Genomic DNA, 18,580 nt, shown 5'->3' with positions numbered 1-18,580 from the left:
GCGACTCAGATGCCCAGTGCCAGCGCTACGGCGTGCTGGCCGTCCAGGCGGGCGCCGCGCAGCAGCAGTGCGTCGAGTTCGTGCGTGGATGTCGAAGCGGCCAGCCTGGAGAGAACCTCATCGTGCACCAGTTGCTCGGCGTATTGAACGCGCACGCGCAGCCGCCTCGCCACCGCGTTGGCATGCCCCACCAGCAAGCCGGCATCCACATGCCGGCCTTCTTCCAGGGCTGAATGGGCGAGGAAGTAGAAGACGAAGTGCAGCACATCGATGTTCGGAACGAGGCGGAACGCGTCGCGCGCCTCGCGCCGGGCCGTGTCGCCGTCACCAGCCAATGCCGCCGCTGCCGAGCCGTTGGCAATGGCCACGGCGAGCGGGCGGGGCGGGCGCGACCCAGGCCCTGCACGCATGGCGCGCACGACATCGCGCGTGCCGGACAGGTCGCCGCAGCACAGCAGCACGTCACTCAGGTTGGCATACGCCAGCGTCCCGAGATGCAGGTAGCCGTCACGGTCGCAATCGGCGATGAATGCACGCAAGGCCGCGATGAGTTCCGGACTGTCCGGTGTGTCGATCTGTTCATACCAGAGCCGGTCGATGCGAGCCCAGGCTCGCTCAGCCAAGGCTCGCCGCGACAGACCGGATGGGTCCAGTGACAACAGTTCGTCCAGCAGAGAAGGAACCTCGTGCAGGCGACCCTCTTCCAGCTTGACGGTATGGATGAAGAGCAGGAGCGCGCGCGCAAGGTTCGAAGTGTCTTGCTCCCGGCGGAAATGGTCGACCAGAGGAAGCAGGGGGGTTGTGCCAGCGCGAAGATTGCGAAATTCGCGCTCGGCCATCGCGTTCCAGAGCGCTGCCTGGACCTGCCAGGCGGGAGCCGCCCTGTGGACCAGTTCCAAGGCAGCCTCTGGAGGAAACTCATGCACGCCGCTGGATGCCACGATTAACCCGAGGTAGGTGACCAGCTTCGCCGCTGACGCCGCGTCTCCCGTCGTCACGCAGTGCCTGAGCGCCCTGCGCACATTTTGGCGCTCGGGCGCATGCCTCGCCAGCCACTGCGCGTCGTTCAGTTGGCCGTGCTCGCCCAGCGCCTGTTCGACAGCCGAGGCGACGGCCTGTGCATGGCCGGCGAGTGCCCGTGCCTGTTCGCCGCGGGCACGCAGCCGCTCGAGCGCGAAGCTACGCGCCGTTTCCATCAACCGGCAGCGCGGCGGATCGCCGTCGTCGACTTGCACGAGCGAGCGGTCCACCAGCCCGGCGAGGACATCGAGCGCATCGGCGCTGCCGATCAGCGAGGCTCCAAGCGCTGCACTGAAACCATCCTCGAACACGCCCAGTGTGCGGAAGGCCTGCTGAGCCGCGGCATCCAGATCGTCGTAGCTCCAGGCCAGCGCGGTGTCCAGACTCTGGTGGCGGGCCGCCCGGTCCGCTCGGGCAGCCGACGGAAGCGACTGCTTCGTTAGCTGGTCCAGCGTGTCTTGCACGCCGAAAACCGGTATGCGTGCCGCGGCGATCTCGATGGCCAGGGGCAGGCCGTCCAAGCGGCGGCAGATCTCGGCGGCGGCCGGACCATTGTTCTCGTCGAGCGTGAAGTGATGTCGCATCCGCCGCACACGGCGCACCAGAAGGTCGACGGATGCAGTGTTCGCGCAGGCCGGCCATGGCGTTTCGTGCGCTGCCGTGGCAAGCGGCTGCAGCCGGTAGACCTGCTCCGAATCCAGTCCGAGTGGGCGTTGCGAAGTCACCAGCCATCGCACATCGGATGCCTGCGGCAACGCCGTGGCGAGGAACTCGGCAACGCGGGACACGGCGCGCTCGGCGTTGTCCAGCACGATGCATCCTTCGCTCAAGCGAAGGGAGGCCAGCAGAGAGCTGGTGTCAGAGGGCGTTCCGCGCAAGTCCACGGCCAAGGCGCTGGCCAAGCTCTCGGCCATGCCTTGGCCCTCTTCCAGCACGGCCAGGTCCAGCCAGCACAACATGGGCAGATTGGCGTGGGTCACCAATGCCCGGGCGAGCGTCGTCTTCCCGACCCCGCCGGGGCCGACGATGCTGAGCAGCGGACCCATCGTCATCCCGTGCAAGATGGCCCGGACATCCGCCTCCCGGCCCACCAAGTCTTGCGGAGCACCTGGCGCGGCGCGGCTGGTGACCGGGAGCCAGGCATTGGACAGCGTGAACCGATAGCCTCGCCCAGGCACTGTTGCGATCGAGCCGGGACCCAGCAGCTTGCGCAAGGTCCCGATCTGTACCGACAGGTTGTGGTCTTCGACGATCAAGCCGGGCCAGGCTTGGTCCATCAGTTCCTGCCGCGTGACCACCCGGTCCCGCCGTTCGACCAGGGTCATCAGCACATCCCAGGCGCGAGCGCCTAGCGCGACGGCCTGCCCATGGATGAAAAGACGCCTTTGCGCCGGCAGCAGCTGAACATGGCCAAAGCGCATCAGCGAGCGACCGGTGTCCCTCTCATCCAGCGCGAGGGCTGCGCTGTCGCTGTTCGAAGAGTGCCGTCTTGACATCGTTTGATTTTGTTTGAGGACGCCGCCGATGCCGCCCCCGCACATTGAAGCCGGTGAGACCGCCATGGTCGCCGACCGTATGGCGAGTCTTCACCGTTCGTTGCAACCATCCAAAGGGAGACAACCTCCATGACCACCCTCGTCACGCTTGTTCCTGCACTGACCACGGCCCTTCAATTCGGTGGCGTGCGGCCTGGCTCGCTCGGGCCCGACATCTCGGTAGATCCCTCGATCGGACCGCCGGCCATCAGCTTCAAAGGCGCGGTCCGCATCGACAACGTCCCGAGTTCCACGACCGTGCGAGCCCACATTTCGGGCGACTCGGGCGTGTTTCAGGTGCGTGATCTGATTGTGCTCGATTGGATCCTCGAAGAAGTGGATCCCGGCGAGCTTCCGCCCTTCCACAGAGGTCCCCTGCCCAAGGTGAGGGTCCAGGAAGTGGCGGCGACCGCGCCTGGAAACGCGAGCATTTCCATTCAGAAAGGGCAAACCCTGGTGGTTCGTGTGCAGTATGCCGCCCCGTCCGCGGACGCCTCTGCCACGGCAATGCTCAACATCGAAGGCGATGGCTGGGCCTTGCAGCAAGTTGCCGTCTCGCTGTTCACGGCCGATGTGGAGACGACGCTGGGAATTCCCACGCTGACGGTCTTCCAGGGGCAGACGGCGCATGTGCCGATGCTGGTGAAATCCGTCGCCGGACCGGCGGTGGATGTCCGCTACGAACAGTCGCGCACCCAGCTTCACACAGGCGTGTCGATTCCACCGGCGCTGGTGCACCTGGACAGGCACGGATTCACCACCGCTCCTCTCACGCTCAGCATCGCACCGGACGCTCCGCTGGGCAGCAACACCATCTTCGTCGACCAGTTCGGGTTCGAACGCAAGACACTGTCGATTCCCATCCGGATCGAGCCTGTTCCACAGCAGGTGCTGGCCGAGCGGGCCCGCGAGAAGATCCAGGCCCAGTACGTGGCTCTCGGTGGAGCAGCATCGGCGCTGGGCCTGCCCATCGATCCGGCGATGCCATTGGCAAGTGCGGGCAAGTCCTTCCTGATGAACTTCCGCGGCGGAACCATCCGCCTGGACGACGCCGACGGCGTTCCGTCCGTGCAGGTCGAGGACAGGATTACCCTGCGCTTCGTCGCGCTGGAATGCCAGATCCGGCAAGAGAAGACCGATGAGATGTACGGTAGCGTCAGCATCCTGGTCCCGGGCATCCAGGTGGCCGGCAGCATCCCCCATGAAACCGTCAAGTTTCCCGACGAGGGGGATGGCACCCTCGACTTCGGCCCCGACGGGCTGCGCATCACACAGATGTCGCAGCAGCTTTATTCCGGCCCGCCGACCGACCTGGTCATCGGGTGCCACCTGATCGAGCACGATTCGGGAGACGTCGGTGAAGTGAAGCAGGCGATTCGCGAATCCGTCGACGCGCTGGCCAAGACGTTGTCGGGGGTCGCAGGCGTGGATGCGGAGCACCTGACGTCGCAACAGGACTTCCTCGGCAAGCTGTCCGAGTTCGTGCTCAATGCGATCAGCAACTTCCTCGGCGCCTCGGACGATGCCTACGATCCTGGAGCGACGGTGCTGCATTGGCAGGACCTGAAGGCCAGGAACTTCCAGCGCAAGATCCTGTCCCGCAGCGACGACCCGCGTCAGGTCGCCTACACGCACTCCCTGGTTCTGAGCGGCAGGGATGACGGAGGCGACGTGGGCCGGTACGCCTTCTACTTCGAGGTGAGCTGAGCGGGCACGGGCTGGCCGCCCGGGCTTGCGACGCATGTCAGGGAACGCCGCTTGCACCCGGGGCATTGTGCAGGCGTTCCAGGCGCGCTGCCGGGTCAAAGCTTTCCGACCCGGCAAGCCGGGGTGCCGCACTTTTTACGGAGTGCTTCACCATGGATCCGTGTCCGTCGCCCGAAGGCGAATCGCCAGGCTCTTCCAGCCCCGACGCCTCATCGCAGGAGGCGCTGGCGGCTGGATCCGTGCTGGGCGACTTCGAGATCATCCGCATCATCGGCAGCGGAGGCTTCGGCACGGTGTACCTGGCGCGCGACCGCAGCCTGGAGCGCGAGGTCGCGATCAAGGAATTCCTGCCGGTGCAGCTCGCCTGCCGGCGCGAAGGCAGCCAGCAGATCACGCTGCGCTCGCAGGCAAACGGCGCGAGCTTCCAGCTCGGGCTGCGCTCCTTCGTGAACGAGGCGCGCATCCTCGCGCGTTTCAACCACCCGGGCATCGTCAAGGTCCACCGCTTCTGGGAGGCCAACGGCACGGCCTACATGGTCATGCCCTACCTGCGCGGACCCACGCTGCGCGACGTGCGGCGCTCGATGAAGGAATCGCCCACGGAAGCCTGGCTTCGCGGCATCATCGACCCGCTGCTCGATGCGCTGGCGATGCTGCATGCGGAAGGCATCTTCCACCGCGACATCGCGCCGGACAACATCCTGCTGCCCAGCCCGCACGAGCCGGTGCTGCTGGACTTCGGCGCCGCGCGCCGCGTCATCGGCGACCACACGCAGACGCTCACTGCGGTGCTCAAGCCGAGCTACGCGCCCATCGAGCAGTACGCCGAGGACACGCAGCTGCGCCAGGGGCCATGGACCGACCTCTATGCGCTCGGCGCGGTGGTGGTCTACATGCTCAACGCCTTGCCGCCGCCGCCTTCGACGGTGAGGTCCATGCACGACGAGGTCCCGAGGCTGCTGGCACAACCGCCGGCCGGCGTATCGGTGAACTTTCTCGCAGCCATCCAATGGGCCCTGGCCGTGCGGCCGCAGGACCGGCCGCAGAGCGTGCAGCAGTTTCGCAATGCGCTGGACGGGCGCATTCCCACTCCCGAGTTCGCGCCGCGTGAAAGCCTGGTGCCTGACGAAGAGATCTACCTCGACATTCCGCCGATGGCGGCGCAGCCCGTCGAACACAGCACGCAGCCGTCGATGCATCGGATGCAGGCCTCGCGGGCCACGTGGGACACGACCCTGCGCCTGAGCGATGCGCCGCAGGCGGTGAAGGACAGTGCGACCAAGCCTGCCCAAGCCAAGTTGCCCACGCCATCGGCCCGCGAGAAGCTGGCCCGCTTGCGCGAGCAGGCAACATGGCCGAAGGCGGGGGCGCTCGCACTGTCGTTTCTGGTGCTGCTGGCCTGCGGTGCCACTGCTGCATGGCTGGGCAGCCGGCGCCCCGAGCCCACCGCGGCCACCTGGCATGCACTGGCCAAGCATGCGAAGAAGGACGTGATCATCGAGGAGCGCGAGAGCGACTCACGCCCCGTGACGATCAGCTCCGCAGGTCTGGCGATTCCCGTGGCTGCCGCCGCGTCGATGGTGCAGGCGGCCAGCGTGGTGTCGGGGTCCGGCACCTTCGGTCCGAAGCCCTTGAGCGTGGCGTCCGAGTCGCCCCCCAAGCCTAGGGAGAAAGCCAGGGAAAGAGCGCCGATCCCCCGCAAGCCAGGGGAGGGTTCCAAGGCACAGCGGGTTGCGGCCGCCGCGAGTCCGCGAGAAGCTTGTGGCGACCGGAATTTCTTCAGCCGGGCCATCTGCATGAACCGCAAATGCGATGAGCCCGCGTTCAGGCGCCACCCGCAATGCGTCGCGCTGCTCCAGCAGCGCGAGAACACATCGCATCGCTGGGAGCATTGAACGCATGCACATGGACGACCTCATGATGTTTCGACGTTGTCTGTTCCTGATATTGGGATGGTGGGCGTGCTGCCTGGCACCGGCTGCGCGTGCACTGGACGATGCGCCGCGCGGCCTTCCCGCACCAGTGACGCAACGCCTGGCTGCAGCGGGTGTCCCCTTGTCCAGCCTCGGTGTGTACGTGATGCCCGTGGACGGCGAAGGCGCGTCGGTGATGGCATCGCTGAACGCGGAGCATCCCTTCGTGATGGCGTCGACCACCAAGCTGGTCACGTCGGTGGCGGCGCTGGAACTGCTTGGTCCTGCCTACGAGTGGAGAACGCGGGCGTTTGCCACCGCGCCGGTGAGGGCAGGGCGCCTGCAGGGCGACCTCGTGATCGTTGGTGGCAGCGCGGGCCTCACGCCCGGCGAACTGGAACGCTGGTTCCGCCAGATGCGCAGCGAGGGACTCACGAGCATTGCGGGCAACATCGTGATGGAGCACGTGGCCTTCCTGCATGAGTCCAACGACTGGCGCGAGACGGTGGAGGCCAACGCGCAGCCCGAGCCGGAACCGGTGCCCACGCCGGTGGCCGCGCAGATGCGTCGCGGCGCGCCTGGGTCGCTGGTGGTGACCGTGTCGCCATCCAAAGGGCCGCGCGCCATCGTCACGGTGAGCCCGCGGCCTGCGGGCACGTCCATCGTGAATGACGTGTCCATGGGCGAAGGCTGCATTGCCTTCGCGGTGTGGGAGACACCCGATGAAGGCGGCCCGCCACAACTGGCCGTGCGTGGCACCTGGGACCCGGCCTGCGGCAAGCGCGATGTGGCCGCGGTGCGTGCACCGGCCTCCGTGAAGCTGGTGCAGGACACGCCGCAGCAAGCCATGCCCAGCCTGCGTTTGCCCGCCATCACGGCGCCCGCGCCGGCCCTGCCTGCGGCGCCGAAGATCGTGGCCGACCTGTGGCGCGAGGCGGGTGGCCGCATCGCGGGCCGTGTCATCGAGATGCCGCGCTGGGGCGGCAGCGAACGGCTGCGAAGCCAGTCGCCGTGGGCGAGCCAGATCGCCGTGCCGCTGGCCGAAGTGCTGCGCGAGATGAACAAGACCAGCAACAACCTCGCGGCGCGCGGCCTGCTGCTTTCGCTGGCCGATGGCGGCTCGCTGAAGAAGGTCGCATTCGGCTCGGGCGAGGCGGCGCGCCTTCGCGATGCGCAGGCCCGTGTCCACGACTGGCTGCACTCGCAGGGGTATGCGGACGATGACATCCACGTGGACGTCGGCTCGGGCCAGTCGCGCGCCGAGCGTGGCAAGCCGCGGGCGATGGTGCAACTGCTCACCAAGGCATGGCACGGCGCGATCGCCAAGGCACTGGTGGACTCGCTGCCCATCGCAGGCGTGGACGGCACGCTCGCGCACCGCATGCTCAAAGGCCCGGCCACGGGGCAGGCCTTTCTCAAGACCGGCACCTTGTCGGACACCCGCGCGCTGGCCGGCTACGTGAAGGGCAAGAGCGGGCAGGTCTACGCCGTCGCGATGATGGTCAATCACCCCAGGGCGGCCATGGTGACACCTGCGCTCGATGCCTTCATCGAGTGGCTCGCCGCGCACGGATGAGCCGCTGAGCTTGGCCTCGCGAGCCATTCCATTGGCCTCGCGAACCTGTCTTCGTCATTCACCCACGAGGTGCGCCTTCGTTGCGGGTTAGCCCGCTGCGGTGCATCGCGCACCACTTCGATACTTCCTCCCACACGACCCGTGCAGCACGCACGCAGTGCCGTGATTCCACCCTTGAACGACGTACGAGATCTGGAGGCGTTGATGAGGCAAGGATTGCGCAAGGCCCTGAAGTGGGCGATGGGTATCGCCGCACTGGTGGCGCTGTCGTCGCAGGCGACGAACTATTCGCTGTGGATCAATGGCCGCACCGGCGGCGGCCAGGTCGGCAACCATGCGGACTTCACCTACTGGGGGCCGTCCAGCACCGCAGCGGGCGTGAACAAGAAGTCGGTCAACTGGGACGGCTACAACCACATCTCCTCGCAGAACTACCTGGTTCGCGATGCTCTGGATTGCTACTGCACCGGCAACAACTGGTGCTACATCGCCGCGCACAGCGCGGGCAACCTGATGATCGGCTACGCGCTCGATCTGTACGGCGGCACGGCTCGGTACAAGAAGACGCCGTCGCCCAACTCGTCGGGCCAATGCACCAACAGTGACGGCACGACGCAGACCGGCTGGAACATCAAGTGGGTGGACATCGGTGGCGGTGCTGCGGGCGGGTCCGAGCTGGCCGACGCGGGCAGCTGGGCCTTGTCCGAACCTCTGGTGGGCGACTTGAAGACCTCGACCTCGCGCGCCATGTACAACCACAACAACACCCGCGGCAAGGTGTTCTACATGTTCGCAGGCGCCAAGGGCACGCTGTACTCGGGCATCCTGCCGGGGCAGGACGACGAGGCCGTGGCCTACCACTCCAGCGGCGGCGTGTCGGGCAGCTCCGGCGGCTCGTACTGCAACCCCTCGGACTGGTTCTGCAACGACCTCACGCTGGGCACCGCGGCCAATGAAGGCGGCCGCGTGAAGTGGACGAACCACACCGTCTCGTTCCGCGACGACGCCGAGGCGTTCAACCACTACACCAGCGGCAACTGGGCCGGCATCATCTCCAAGGTGCGTGCCGACATGGCGTCCTACGCGAACTAGCCGGAGCCGATGACCGTGCCACGCCGTGGCATGAGACGTCCACCCCGCGGCTGGCGACACAGCCGCGGGCACTGGATGTGGTGGCTCGCGCCCACGATGCTGGTTGCGGCGTGGATCATCTGGGGCTCGGTGGATGCGGCGCCGCAGGTGGCTGCCGCCGTGGTGACGTCGTCTGCGATTCCACCTGAGGGGGCGAAGGCCTCCGCGACATCGACACCGGCCGCCGCCGCGCCGGCGGTGCCGTTCAGCGCCAGCGGCATCCAGGCGAGGCAGGATCAGCGCGCCGTCTGGCAGCAGCGCCTGGAGCGCGCGAAGGAAGCCTTGCAGGCCTACGACCGTTCCACGCGCTATCCCTTCGAGTCGCAACCTGCATCCGATCACGTGGACCAGATGCGGCCCAACGATCCGGTCGTCGAAGACCATGCGTTGCGCCAGCAAGATGGCAAGGCCGCGGACGGTGTGCGCCTTCGCACAACGCAGGAACGCATCTTCGTGCAGGGCAACGAGTCGGTGAAGTTCACCGTGTCCGTCGTGGACCGCAACGGCATGGCGCTGCCGTTGCGCGTGGTCCGCGCAAATGCGCACGAGGTGCCGGCGCCGAACACCGCATCGTTGTTCCCTGACGTGCCGATGAACTTCAATGACGACGGCATGGCGGGCGACCTGGTCCCCAGCGACAAGATCTACAGCGCGCAGTTGCAGCCTGCCCAGCAGGGCTTCGGCGGGCTGTTCGGACAGATCCGCGTGGAGCTGGCACTGCAGTACGGCGGCCAGCAGGGCTTCACCTACTTCGACGTGATGTACACCCCAGAGCCGCCGGCCACATGGAGCGGCGGCGTGCGCGAGGCGATGGAGGACGGCTCGCTCAACCTCTACCTGAAGGCCAACGTGAAAGAGGCCGGCCGGTACGTCATCACCGGCCGCATCGACGACGCCAATGGCAAGCCCTTCGCCTTGCTGACCTTCAACGACGAGGTGGCCGCGGGCTCGCAGGACATCAAGCTCACCGTGTTCGGCAAGCTGGTGCGCGATGCCAAGCCGGCGTTCCCATTGACGCTGCGCGACGTCGATGGATTCCTGCTGCGGCCCGATGCATTCCCCGATCGACGGCTGATGCCGCGCATCGCGGGGGTGGTGCACACGAGCAAGTCTTACCCGCTCACCAGCTTCTCTGACACGTCCTGGACCAGCGAGGAGCGCCAGCGCTACCTCACCGAGCTGAACAAGGACCTCAGCAACGCGCAGGACCACGTGGATCAGCTCGGCAAGGGGCCTTGAGCGGCGGGCGCGACGCTTGCCGGATACTGCGTCATCCCTTGGCGCACGACATCACGGCTTGAGAAACGCAAACCTCGAACGCATGAAACTGATCGCCCTGTCCATGCTGGGCGTGGCGGCCTTGTTGTATGCCGCGGCTTCGGTGCTTCGAGCACGCCATCCGGCCTGGGGCTATGTGGCGGCCTTCAGCGAGGCCGCGATGGTCGGTGCCATCGCCGACTGGTTCGCGGTGGTGGCGCTGTTCCGCCATCCGATGGGCCTGCCGATTCATCACACGGCCATCATCCCGAGCAACAAGGACCGCATCGGCGAGAACCTCGCGACCTTCATCTGCTCGAACTTCCTGAGCACGCCGCAGGTGCTCGACAAGCTGCGCGGCTTCGATGCCGCCCTCAAGCTCGCGCGCTGGCTGGCCGACGAGACCCATGCGACCCAGGTGGCCTGGCACCTGGGCGCGCTCGTGCGCTACGCCTTGTCGGCACTGGACGACGCTCGGGTGCGCGAGTTCTTCAAGGCCAACGTGCTGGAGCAGATCGGCCGGCTCGATGCGGCAACGCTCTCGGGCCAGTTCATCGAGGTACTGACCACCGATGGCCGCCACCAGGCCCTGCTCGATGCGGTGCTGCGCAAGCTGGCCGACGTGCTGGACCACGACGAGGTGAAGGCGCGCGTGTCCGACGCCATCGCCAACGAAGTGCGGTACCTGCGCTTCGTCGGGCTGGACAACGTGGCCGGGCGCTACGCCACGAACAAGCTGGTGGCAGGCCTCATCAGCCTGGTGGGCGAGATGGCGCAGGATCCGCAACATCCGCTGCGTTTGCAGTTCGACGAGTTCACGGCGTCCTTCGCCGCACGCCTGAAGACGGACCCCGACTTGCGCGCACGGATCGATGCGATCAAGCACGAGCTGCTGCAAAGCCCGGCGCTGGGTCAGTACCTTCAAGGCGTGTGGAGCGAGGTCATCACCTGGGTGCGAAGCGACCTGGAGCGCGAAGATTCCAGCCTGCGTTCACGCACGGCCGAGGCCATCCGCATGGTGGGTGAACGGCTGCTGGGCGACGTGGCCATGCAGTCGTGGATCAACGAGCAACTGCTTGCGCAGGCGCCTCGCCTGATCGATCGCTATCGGGAAGACATCCGGCAGTACATCATTGCCCGCGTGGCCGACTGGAACACGCAGGAGATGACGGTGGAGCTGGAGCGCAACATCGGGCGCGACCTGCAGTTCATCCGCATCAACGGCACGCTGGTGGGCGGCTGCGTGGGGCTGGGGATCCACGCCGTCACTCAGTTGCTGTCGACTTGACGGGTCCACGCCGCGAGGGTGGTGTCGCCGGCGCGCGCCGCAAAAGAAAGAGCCCGCCGAAGCGGGCTCATGAAACATGATCGAGAGAGAGGATCGACTTACTGAGAAGCTGCGGAGGCGGCAGCCGATGCTGCCTCCGCGGCGGCGGGAGCGGGCGTGGTGGCGGCCGACGACGCGGCCGGCGCCGTGATGGCGGCGGGCGCACCATGGCTGGTCGCTGCGCTGGTGGCCACAGTGGCCGGGATCAGCGGCACGATCAGCAGCGCCACGATGTTGATGATCTTGATGAGCGGGTTCACTGCGGGGCCCGCCGTGTCCTTGTAGGGGTCGCCCACGGTGTCGCCGGTCACGGCCGCCTTGTGCGCATCGGAACCCTTGCCGCCGTGGTGGCCGTCCTCGATGTACTTCTTGGCGTTGTCCCAGGCGCCGCCGCCGGTGCACATGGAGATCGCGACGAACAGGCCCGTCACGATGGTGCCCATCAGCAGGCCGCCGAGCGCGGCCGGTCCGAGCAGCAGGCCCACGAGGATGGGCACGACCACCGGCAGCAGGCTCGGGACCACCATTTCCTTGATGGCGGCCGTCGTCAGCATGTCCACCGCCTTGCCGTACTCGGGCTTGGCGGTGCCTTCCATGATGCCCTTGATGTCGCGGAACTGGCGCCGCACTTCTTCCACCACCGAGCCGGCCGCACGGCCCACCGCTTCCATCGCCATCGCGCCGAAGAGGTAGGGGATGAGGCCGCCGATGAACAGGCCGACGATCACCATGTGGTTGGACAGGTCGAAGCTCACGCTCAGGCCGCGCGATGCCAGCGCGTGCGTGTAGTCGGCGAACAGCACCAGCGCTGCAAGACCGGCCGAGCCGATGGCGTAGCCCTTGGTCACGGCCTTGGTGGTGTTGCCCACCGCGTCCAGCGGGTCGGTGATGTCACGCACGCTGTCGGGCAGTTCGGCCATCTCGGCAATGCCGCCGGCGTTGTCCGTGATCGGCCCGTAGGCGTCCAGTGCCACCACGATGCCCGCCATGCTGAGCATGGAGGTCGCCGCGATCGCAATGCCGAACAGGCCCGCGAGCTTGTACGACACCACGATGGCGATGCACACGAAGATCACCGGCCAGGCGGTGGAGCGCATGGACACGCCCAGGCCCGCGATGATGTTGGTGCCGTGGCCAGTGGTGGAGGCCTGTGCCACGTGCTGCACCGGCTTGTAGTCGGTGCCGGTGTAGTACTCGGTGATCCACACCATCAGCGCGGTGAGCACGAGGCCCACCACGCAGGTGCCGAACAGCGACATCGTGCTGACCGTCGTGCCATCGGAGATGGTGAGGCCGTCGGGGAACAGGCCGCGCACCACGAAGAAGAAGGCAATGAGCGAGAGCACGCCCGCGACGATGAGGCCGCGATACAGCGCCGGCATCACGTTCTTCATGCCGGGCGAGGCCTTCACGAAGCCGCAGCCGATGATGGAGGCGATGATGGACACGGCACCCAGCAGCAGCGGCAGGATGACCGCGTTCAGCGAAGTGGACGTCACCATCAGCGCACCCAGCGCCATGGTGGCGATGATGGTGACGGCGTAGGTCTCGAACAGGTCGGCCGCCATGCCGGCGCAGTCGCCCACGTTGTCGCCCACGTTGTCGGCGATCACCGCTGGGTTGCGCGGGTCATCCTCGGGGATGCCGGCTTCCACCTTGCCCACCAGGTCGGCGCCCACGTCGGCGCCCTTGGTGAAGATGCCGCCGCCCAGCCGCGCGAAGATGGAGATGAGCGAGGAACCGAAGGCCAGGCCCAGCAGCGGCTTGAGCACTTCGGGGAGGTTCTTGTCGGCCGGTACCGTGCCGTTGCCGGTGATGACCATGAAGAACACCGTCACGCCCAGCAGGCCCAGGCCAACCACCAGCATGCCGGTGATGGCTCCGCCCTTGAAGGCCACCGCCAGCGCCGGGCCGATGCCCTGCGTCGCCGCCTGCGCGGTGCGCACGTTGGCGCGCACCGAGATGTTCATGCCGATGAAGCCGCATGCGCCGGACAGCACCGCGCCGACCACGAAGCCGACGGCGGTGGTGCGGTCAAGGAAGACCGCGATGAGGATGGCCAGGACCACGCCGACGAGGCCGATGGTCCGGTATTGCCGCGCCAGATAGGCCGCCGCACCTTGCTGGATCGCACTGGCGATTTCCTGCATGCGGGGATTGCCCGCGTCCTGACCCAGGATCCAGCTTCGTTGTACGAAGCCATAGACGACAGCGGCCAAGCCGCAGGCAAGCGCGAGGTAGAGCGCTGCGGAAGTGGATATCAACGGAATCTCCTTCTTCTGTCCGGGGATGATTGGAGGAATGCGCCCCGATAGAGCGAAGCAGGGCGCTCGGATCAGCCCGGTGGACTCTACGGGATGGCCTATGACATGGCAACGATGCAGGCATGGTGGTTTTCCAAGGGGAAGGGTTGTTCCGGCCATTGCCTGCGCACAGTCAGGGCGCCGCAAGCCGCACGGCTAAAATTCGGGTTTTCCCGAAAACTGCCTTTCAGCTTCCAGAGAACACCATGAGCCTGCACAACGTCACCCCCGGCGCCAAGGCGCCCGAACAGTTCAACGTGATCATCGAGATCCCGATGAACGCCGACCCGATCAAGTACGAGGTCGACAAGGACTCCGGCGCCCTGTTCGTCGACCGCTTCATGACGACGGCCATGCACTACCCCTGCAACTACGGCTACGTGCCGCAGACCCTGTCGGACGACGGCGACCCGGTGGACGTGCTGGTGATCACGCCGTTCCCGCTGACCCCCGGCGTGGTCGTGACCTGCCGCCCCATCGGCGTGCTGCAGATGGAAGACGAAGCCGGCGGCGACGCCAAGCTGCTGGCGGTGCCCATCGACAAGGTGCTGCCCATCTACACTCACTGGCAAAAGCCCGAGGACATCAACCAGATGCGCCTGAAGGCCATCCAGCATTTCTTCGAGCACTACAAGGACCTGGAAGCCGGCAAGTGGGTGAAGGTCAAGGGCTGGGAAGGCCCGGAAGCGGCGAAGGCCGAGATCTTGTCGGGCATCGAGGCCTATGCGAAGGCCAAGAAGTAATCGACGCCGTCGACAAGCGCACAAGATGCACACAAAGGGAGCTTCGGCTCCCTTTTTCATGGGGCAGGCCGAACGCCTTGTTGCATGGGCATTGAACGATTCCGCATCGAGTGCGCTCTAAACTCGCCCGCTCACTCAGACTGACAAAACACACCATGCTCCATCGTCTTGCCTGTGCGTTGCTCATCGCACTGTCATCGGCTGCGCTCCCCGTGTCGGCCCAGCCGCTGCCCGCCGGCGTTACCAAGGTCACCTCGGTCGAAGGCATTGACGAGTACCGGCTGCCCAATGGCCTGCAAGTGCTGCTGGTGCCCGATGAATCGAAGCCGACCACCACGGTGAACCTCACCATCCGCGTCGGCTCGCGCATGGAGAACTACGGCGAGACCGGCATGGCGCACCTGCTCGAACACATGATGTTCAAGGGCACGCCCAAGCATCCGAAGGTGTGGGCCGAGTTCGAGAAGCGCGGCTTCCGCGCGAACGGCACCACCGCCTTCGACCGCACCAACTACACCGCGAGCTTCTCCACCAACGAGGACAACCTCAACTGGTACATCGGCTGGCTGTCGGACGCCCTGATCAACAGCTACGTCGCGCGCAAGGACCTGGACACCGAGATGACGGTGGTGCGCAACGAGATGGAGATGGGCGAGAACAACCCGGGCCGCACGCTCTTCAAGAAGACGCTGGGCGTGATGTACGACTGGCACAACTACGCGCACGACACCATCGGCGCGCGGGCCGACGTGGAGAACGTGGACATCCCGCGCCTGCAGGCCTTCTACCACCAGTACTACCAGCCGGACAATGCGGCGCTGATCGTGTCGGGCCGCTTCGTGCCGGCCAAGGTGCTGGCGATGGTGTCGCAGACCTTCGGCAAGATCAAGAAGCCCACGCGCAAGCTGCCCACGCTGTACACGCTGGACCCGTCGCAAGATGGCGAGCGCAGCGTGATCCTGCGCCGCGTGGGTGGCTCGCCGCTGATGTTCGCGGCCTACCACGTGAGTGCCGGTGCGGATCCTGACTACGCACCCATGGAGGTGCTGGTCTACGTCATGGGCGACACGCCCTCGGGCCGCCTGCACAAGCGCCTGACCGAGAAGCAGCTGGCCGCAGGCACCTTCGCCTTTGCGCAGGCCATGCACGACCCGGGCTATGCGATGTTCGGTGCCGAGTTCGCGCCGGGACAGGACGTGGACAAGGCCCGCAGCGAGCTGCTCGCGACCGTCGAATCCGTGGCCGCCGAGCCGGTGACTGACGAGGAAGTGGCGCGCGCCAAGGCCAAGTGGCTCAAGAACTGGGAGCAGTCCTTCACCAATCCCGAGTCGGTGGGGCTGGCGCTGAGCGACTACGTCTCGCAGGGCGACTGGCGCCTGTTCTTCCTGCTGCGCGACCGCATCCGCGAGGTGAAGACCGCCGACGTGCAGCGCGTGGGCACGCAGTACCTGCTGGGTTCCAACCGGACGATGGCGACCTACATTCCCAGTGACAAGCCGGCCCGCGCGCCCGAGCCACGAACGGTGGACCTGGCCGCGCAAATGAAGACCTTCAAGCCGCAGGAGGCGGCCAAGACGGCCGAGGCCTTCGACGCGACGCCGGAGAACATCGACCGCCGCACGCAGATCGTGCAGGTCGGCGGCATCAAGGCGGCGCTGCTGCCCAAGGGCACGCGCGGCAATGCGGTGCATGCGCAACTGGTGCTTCGCTTCGGCGACGAGAAGACCCTGTTCGGCACCAGCGAGGTGTCGGACTTCGTGGCCGCCATGCTCAACAAGGGCACGGCCAAGCTCAGTCGCGAGCAGTTCCAGGACAGGCTGGACCAGCTCAAGACGGAGATCGGCATCGAATCACGTCCCGGCCAGGTGAGCATCGGCCTGGTGTCGCGCCGCGACACGCTGCCGCAGGCCATCGCGCTCGTGGGCGAGATGCTGCGCACGCCGGCCTTCCCGGCGGATGCGCTGGAAGAGACGCGGCGCGGCGCGCTGGCTGGCATCGAGCAGCAGCGCAAGCAGCCTGAAGCGGTGGCGGAGATCGTGGTGGGCCGCACCGGCAACCCGTACCCGCGCGGCGACACGCGCTACGTCAGCACATTCGACGAGATGGTCGAGGACGTCAACGCCGTGACGCTTGAGAAGGTGCGCGACTACCACTCTCGCTTCTACGGTGCGAAGAAGGGCGAGTTCGCCGCGGTGGGCGACTTCGATGCCGACGCGGTGAAGAAGGCCTTGCAGGCGGCGCTGGGCGACTGGAATGCCGGCGTGCCCTTCGTCTACATTCCGAACCCCATCGTGCCGGTGAAGCCCGAGCGCTTCATGCTGAGCGTGCCCGACAACCAGAACGCCACCATGGTGCTCGCACAGGACGTGCCCCTGAACGACCGCAGCGCAGACTACCCCGCGCTGATGATGGCCAACTACTTGCTGGGCAGCGGCGGCAATTCGCGGCTGTGGAAGCGCATCCGCGAAGGCGAGGGCCTGTCGTACGACGTGCGCAGCATGGTCGACTGGGGCTCGGTGGAAGAGCATTCCGAGTGGCGTGCCACGGCCATCTTCGCGCCGCAGAACCAGGCCAAGGTGGAGAAGGCCTTCAAGGAGGAATTGGCACGTGCCTTGAAGGATGGCTTCACTGCGCAGGAACTTGCTGAAGGCCAGCGCGGGCTCCTGAACTTCCGCCGGCTGGGCCGCGCGCAGGACCAGAGCGTGGTGGGCGGCTGGGTGCGCAACCTGTATCTCGGCATGACCTTCAAGCGCAGCGCCGAGGTGGATGCGCAGCTGGCGAAGCTCACCGTCGACGAGGTGAACGCCGCGCTGCGCAAGTACGTGAAGCCCGACGCCTACGTCGCGGCCTTCGCCGGCGACTTCAAGGCGCCTTGAAGGGCACGCGTTCGTTGAGTTCGTCGAGGTAGCTCTCGACGCCCGCGCCCTCTCGCTCGAGAAAATCAGCGACGGCGCGGGCGAACTGCGGATGGGCCAGCCAGTGGGCCGACCAGGTCTGCACCGGCAGCAGTCCGCGCGCCATTTTGTGCTCGCCCTGCGCGCCGCCTTCGAAGCGCTGCATGCCGTTGGCGATGCACCAGTCGAGCGGCTGGTAGTAGCAGGCCTCGAAGTGCAGGAAGGGGATGTGCTCGACAGCGCCCCAGTAGCGCCCGAAGGCTGCGCCGCGCGGCATGTCCACGGCGATCAGCGATGAGCCCACGCGCTTGCCATCCTTCCACGCAACGAACATCACCCAGTTTTCCGGCATGGTCGTCGCCATCAGGCGGAAGAAGTCGCGCGAGAGGTAGGGCGTGGAGTGGTGGGCGCGGTAGGTGAGTGTGTAGCAGCGGTAGAAGAAGTCCCAGTCCCGCTCACTGATGCCGGCGCCTGCATGCTGGGTGAAGGTGATGCCCTGCTCGTGGACGCGGCGACGCTCCTGCTGGATCTTCTTTCGCTTCTCGCGCTGCATGGAGGCGAGCAGGTCGGCGAAGTCGGCGTAGGGCTCGGGTTCGCGATTGGTCCAGTGGAACTGGACGGTGCTGCGCATCATCCAGCCAGCTTGCACGGCGGCCGCGCGGTCGGACTCGCTCAGGAAGAGCACGTGGGCGGATGACAGCTTGGCATCACGCGCAATCTGCGTCATGGCGCGAAGCATCAGCTCTTGTGCGGCCTGGTTCTTCGACAGCAGTCGTGCGCCGGGCACGGGCGTGAAGGGCACGGCGCACAGCAGCTTGGGGTAGTAGTTCAGGCCGTGGCGCTGGTAGGCATCGGCCCAGGCCCAGTCGAAGACGAACTCGCCATAGGAATGGTCCTTGAGGTACAGCGGGCAGGCGGCGATGAGCTCAGTGCCTTGCTCGACCAGCAGGTACTGCGGCAGCCACCCAGTCTCGCCGATGGCGCTGGCCGACTCGTGCATCGCGCTCAGGTATTCGTGCCGCATGAAGGGCGTTGCGTCACCGCCGTGCGACTGCACCAGTGCGTTCCATGCTTGCGCATCGATCAATGAAGGCCGGTCGACCACCCGGATGACATAATCGATCGAGCCTGTTTCCTCTCGCATGCAGCGGATGTTAGGTCCTCGACACAATCC

11 protein-coding genes are annotated in these 18,580 nt (G+C 66.4%); 8 read left to right on the top strand and 3 right to left on the bottom strand.

What is annotated here, in order from left to right:
• Positions 1 to 5: 5 nt before the first annotated feature.
• Positions 6 to 2,582, bottom strand: a complete 2,577-nt coding sequence (locus DZC73_RS16110) for an ATP-binding protein (RefSeq protein WP_124541366.1) — start codon at positions 2,580 to 2,582, stop codon at positions 6 to 8.
• A 63-nt stretch (positions 2,583 to 2,645) separates the two neighbouring features.
• Between DZC73_RS16110 and DZC73_RS16105 the strand changes: the two genes are divergently transcribed.
• From DZC73_RS16105 to DZC73_RS16080, 6 genes are all read left to right on the top strand, one after another.
• Positions 2,646 to 4,262 (top strand): hypothetical protein, encoded by a 1,617-nt coding sequence (locus DZC73_RS16105; RefSeq protein ID WP_124541365.1) that lies wholly within the window; start codon positions 2,646 to 2,648, stop codon positions 4,260 to 4,262.
• Positions 4,263 to 4,414: 152 nt separating this feature from the next.
• The gene (locus DZC73_RS16100) at positions 4,415 to 6,157 is read left to right on the top strand and encodes a serine/threonine protein kinase (protein ID WP_124541364.1); all 1,743 of its coding nucleotides are present in this window, start codon (positions 4,415 to 4,417) and stop codon (positions 6,155 to 6,157) included.
• A gap of 22 nt (positions 6,158 to 6,179) precedes the next feature.
• Entirely contained in the window at positions 6,180 to 7,751 is a 1,572-nt protein-coding gene (locus DZC73_RS16095) for a D-alanyl-D-alanine carboxypeptidase/D-alanyl-D-alanine-endopeptidase (RefSeq protein WP_161974609.1), read from the top strand.
• Positions 7,752 to 7,955: 204 nt separating this feature from the next.
• Positions 7,956 to 8,843: a hypothetical protein gene (locus DZC73_RS16090; protein ID WP_235835159.1), complete on the top strand. Its 888-nt coding sequence runs from the start codon at positions 7,956 to 7,958 to the stop codon at positions 8,841 to 8,843.
• Positions 8,844 to 8,873: 30 nt separating this feature from the next.
• Positions 8,874 to 10,121 carry a hypothetical protein gene (locus tag DZC73_RS16085; protein WP_124541362.1) on the top strand — a complete coding sequence of 416 codons (1,248 nt, stop codon included), beginning with the start codon at positions 8,874 to 8,876 and terminating at the stop codon, positions 10,119 to 10,121.
• An 82-nt stretch (positions 10,122 to 10,203) separates the two neighbouring features.
• On the top strand, positions 10,204 to 11,427 hold the full coding sequence (locus DZC73_RS16080; RefSeq protein ID WP_124541361.1) for a DUF445 domain-containing protein: 1,224 nt from the start codon (positions 10,204 to 10,206) through the stop codon (positions 11,425 to 11,427).
• Between the two features lie 98 nt (positions 11,428 to 11,525).
• On the opposite strand, the gene DZC73_RS16075 is transcribed toward DZC73_RS16080, so the two are convergent.
• Positions 11,526 to 13,727: a sodium-translocating pyrophosphatase gene (locus tag DZC73_RS16075; RefSeq protein ID WP_124541666.1), complete on the bottom strand. Its 2,202-nt coding sequence runs from the start codon at positions 13,725 to 13,727 to the stop codon at positions 11,526 to 11,528.
• Positions 13,728 to 13,975: 248 nt separating this feature from the next.
• Here DZC73_RS16075 and ppa point away from each other — a divergent pair, with 248 nt between their 5' ends.
• Both ppa and DZC73_RS16065 read left to right on the top strand, forming a co-directional pair.
• Positions 13,976 to 14,512, top strand: a complete 537-nt coding sequence (ppa, locus tag DZC73_RS16070) for an inorganic diphosphatase (RefSeq protein ID WP_124541360.1) — start codon at positions 13,976 to 13,978, stop codon at positions 14,510 to 14,512.
• 155 nt (positions 14,513 to 14,667) lie between these two features.
• Positions 14,668 to 17,388 carry a M16 family metallopeptidase gene (locus DZC73_RS16065; protein ID WP_124541359.1) on the top strand — a complete coding sequence of 907 codons (2,721 nt, stop codon included), beginning with the start codon at positions 14,668 to 14,670 and terminating at the stop codon, positions 17,386 to 17,388.
• Here DZC73_RS16065 and DZC73_RS16060 read toward each other — a convergent pair.
• Entirely contained in the window at positions 17,375 to 18,550 is a 1,176-nt protein-coding gene (locus DZC73_RS16060; RefSeq protein WP_124541358.1) for a GNAT family N-acetyltransferase, read from the bottom strand. The two genes, DZC73_RS16065 and DZC73_RS16060, sit on opposite strands and share 14 nt — an antisense overlap.
• Positions 18,551 to 18,580 lie beyond the last annotated feature (30 nt).

Origin of the sequence: Rhizobacter terrae (assembly GCF_003852895.1) — a bacterium.
Classification (GTDB): domain Bacteria; phylum Pseudomonadota; class Gammaproteobacteria; order Burkholderiales; family Burkholderiaceae_C; genus Albitalea; species Albitalea terrae.
Note: the sequence above shows the minus strand (reverse complement) of the source record. Positions and strands in the feature narration are given on the sequence as shown.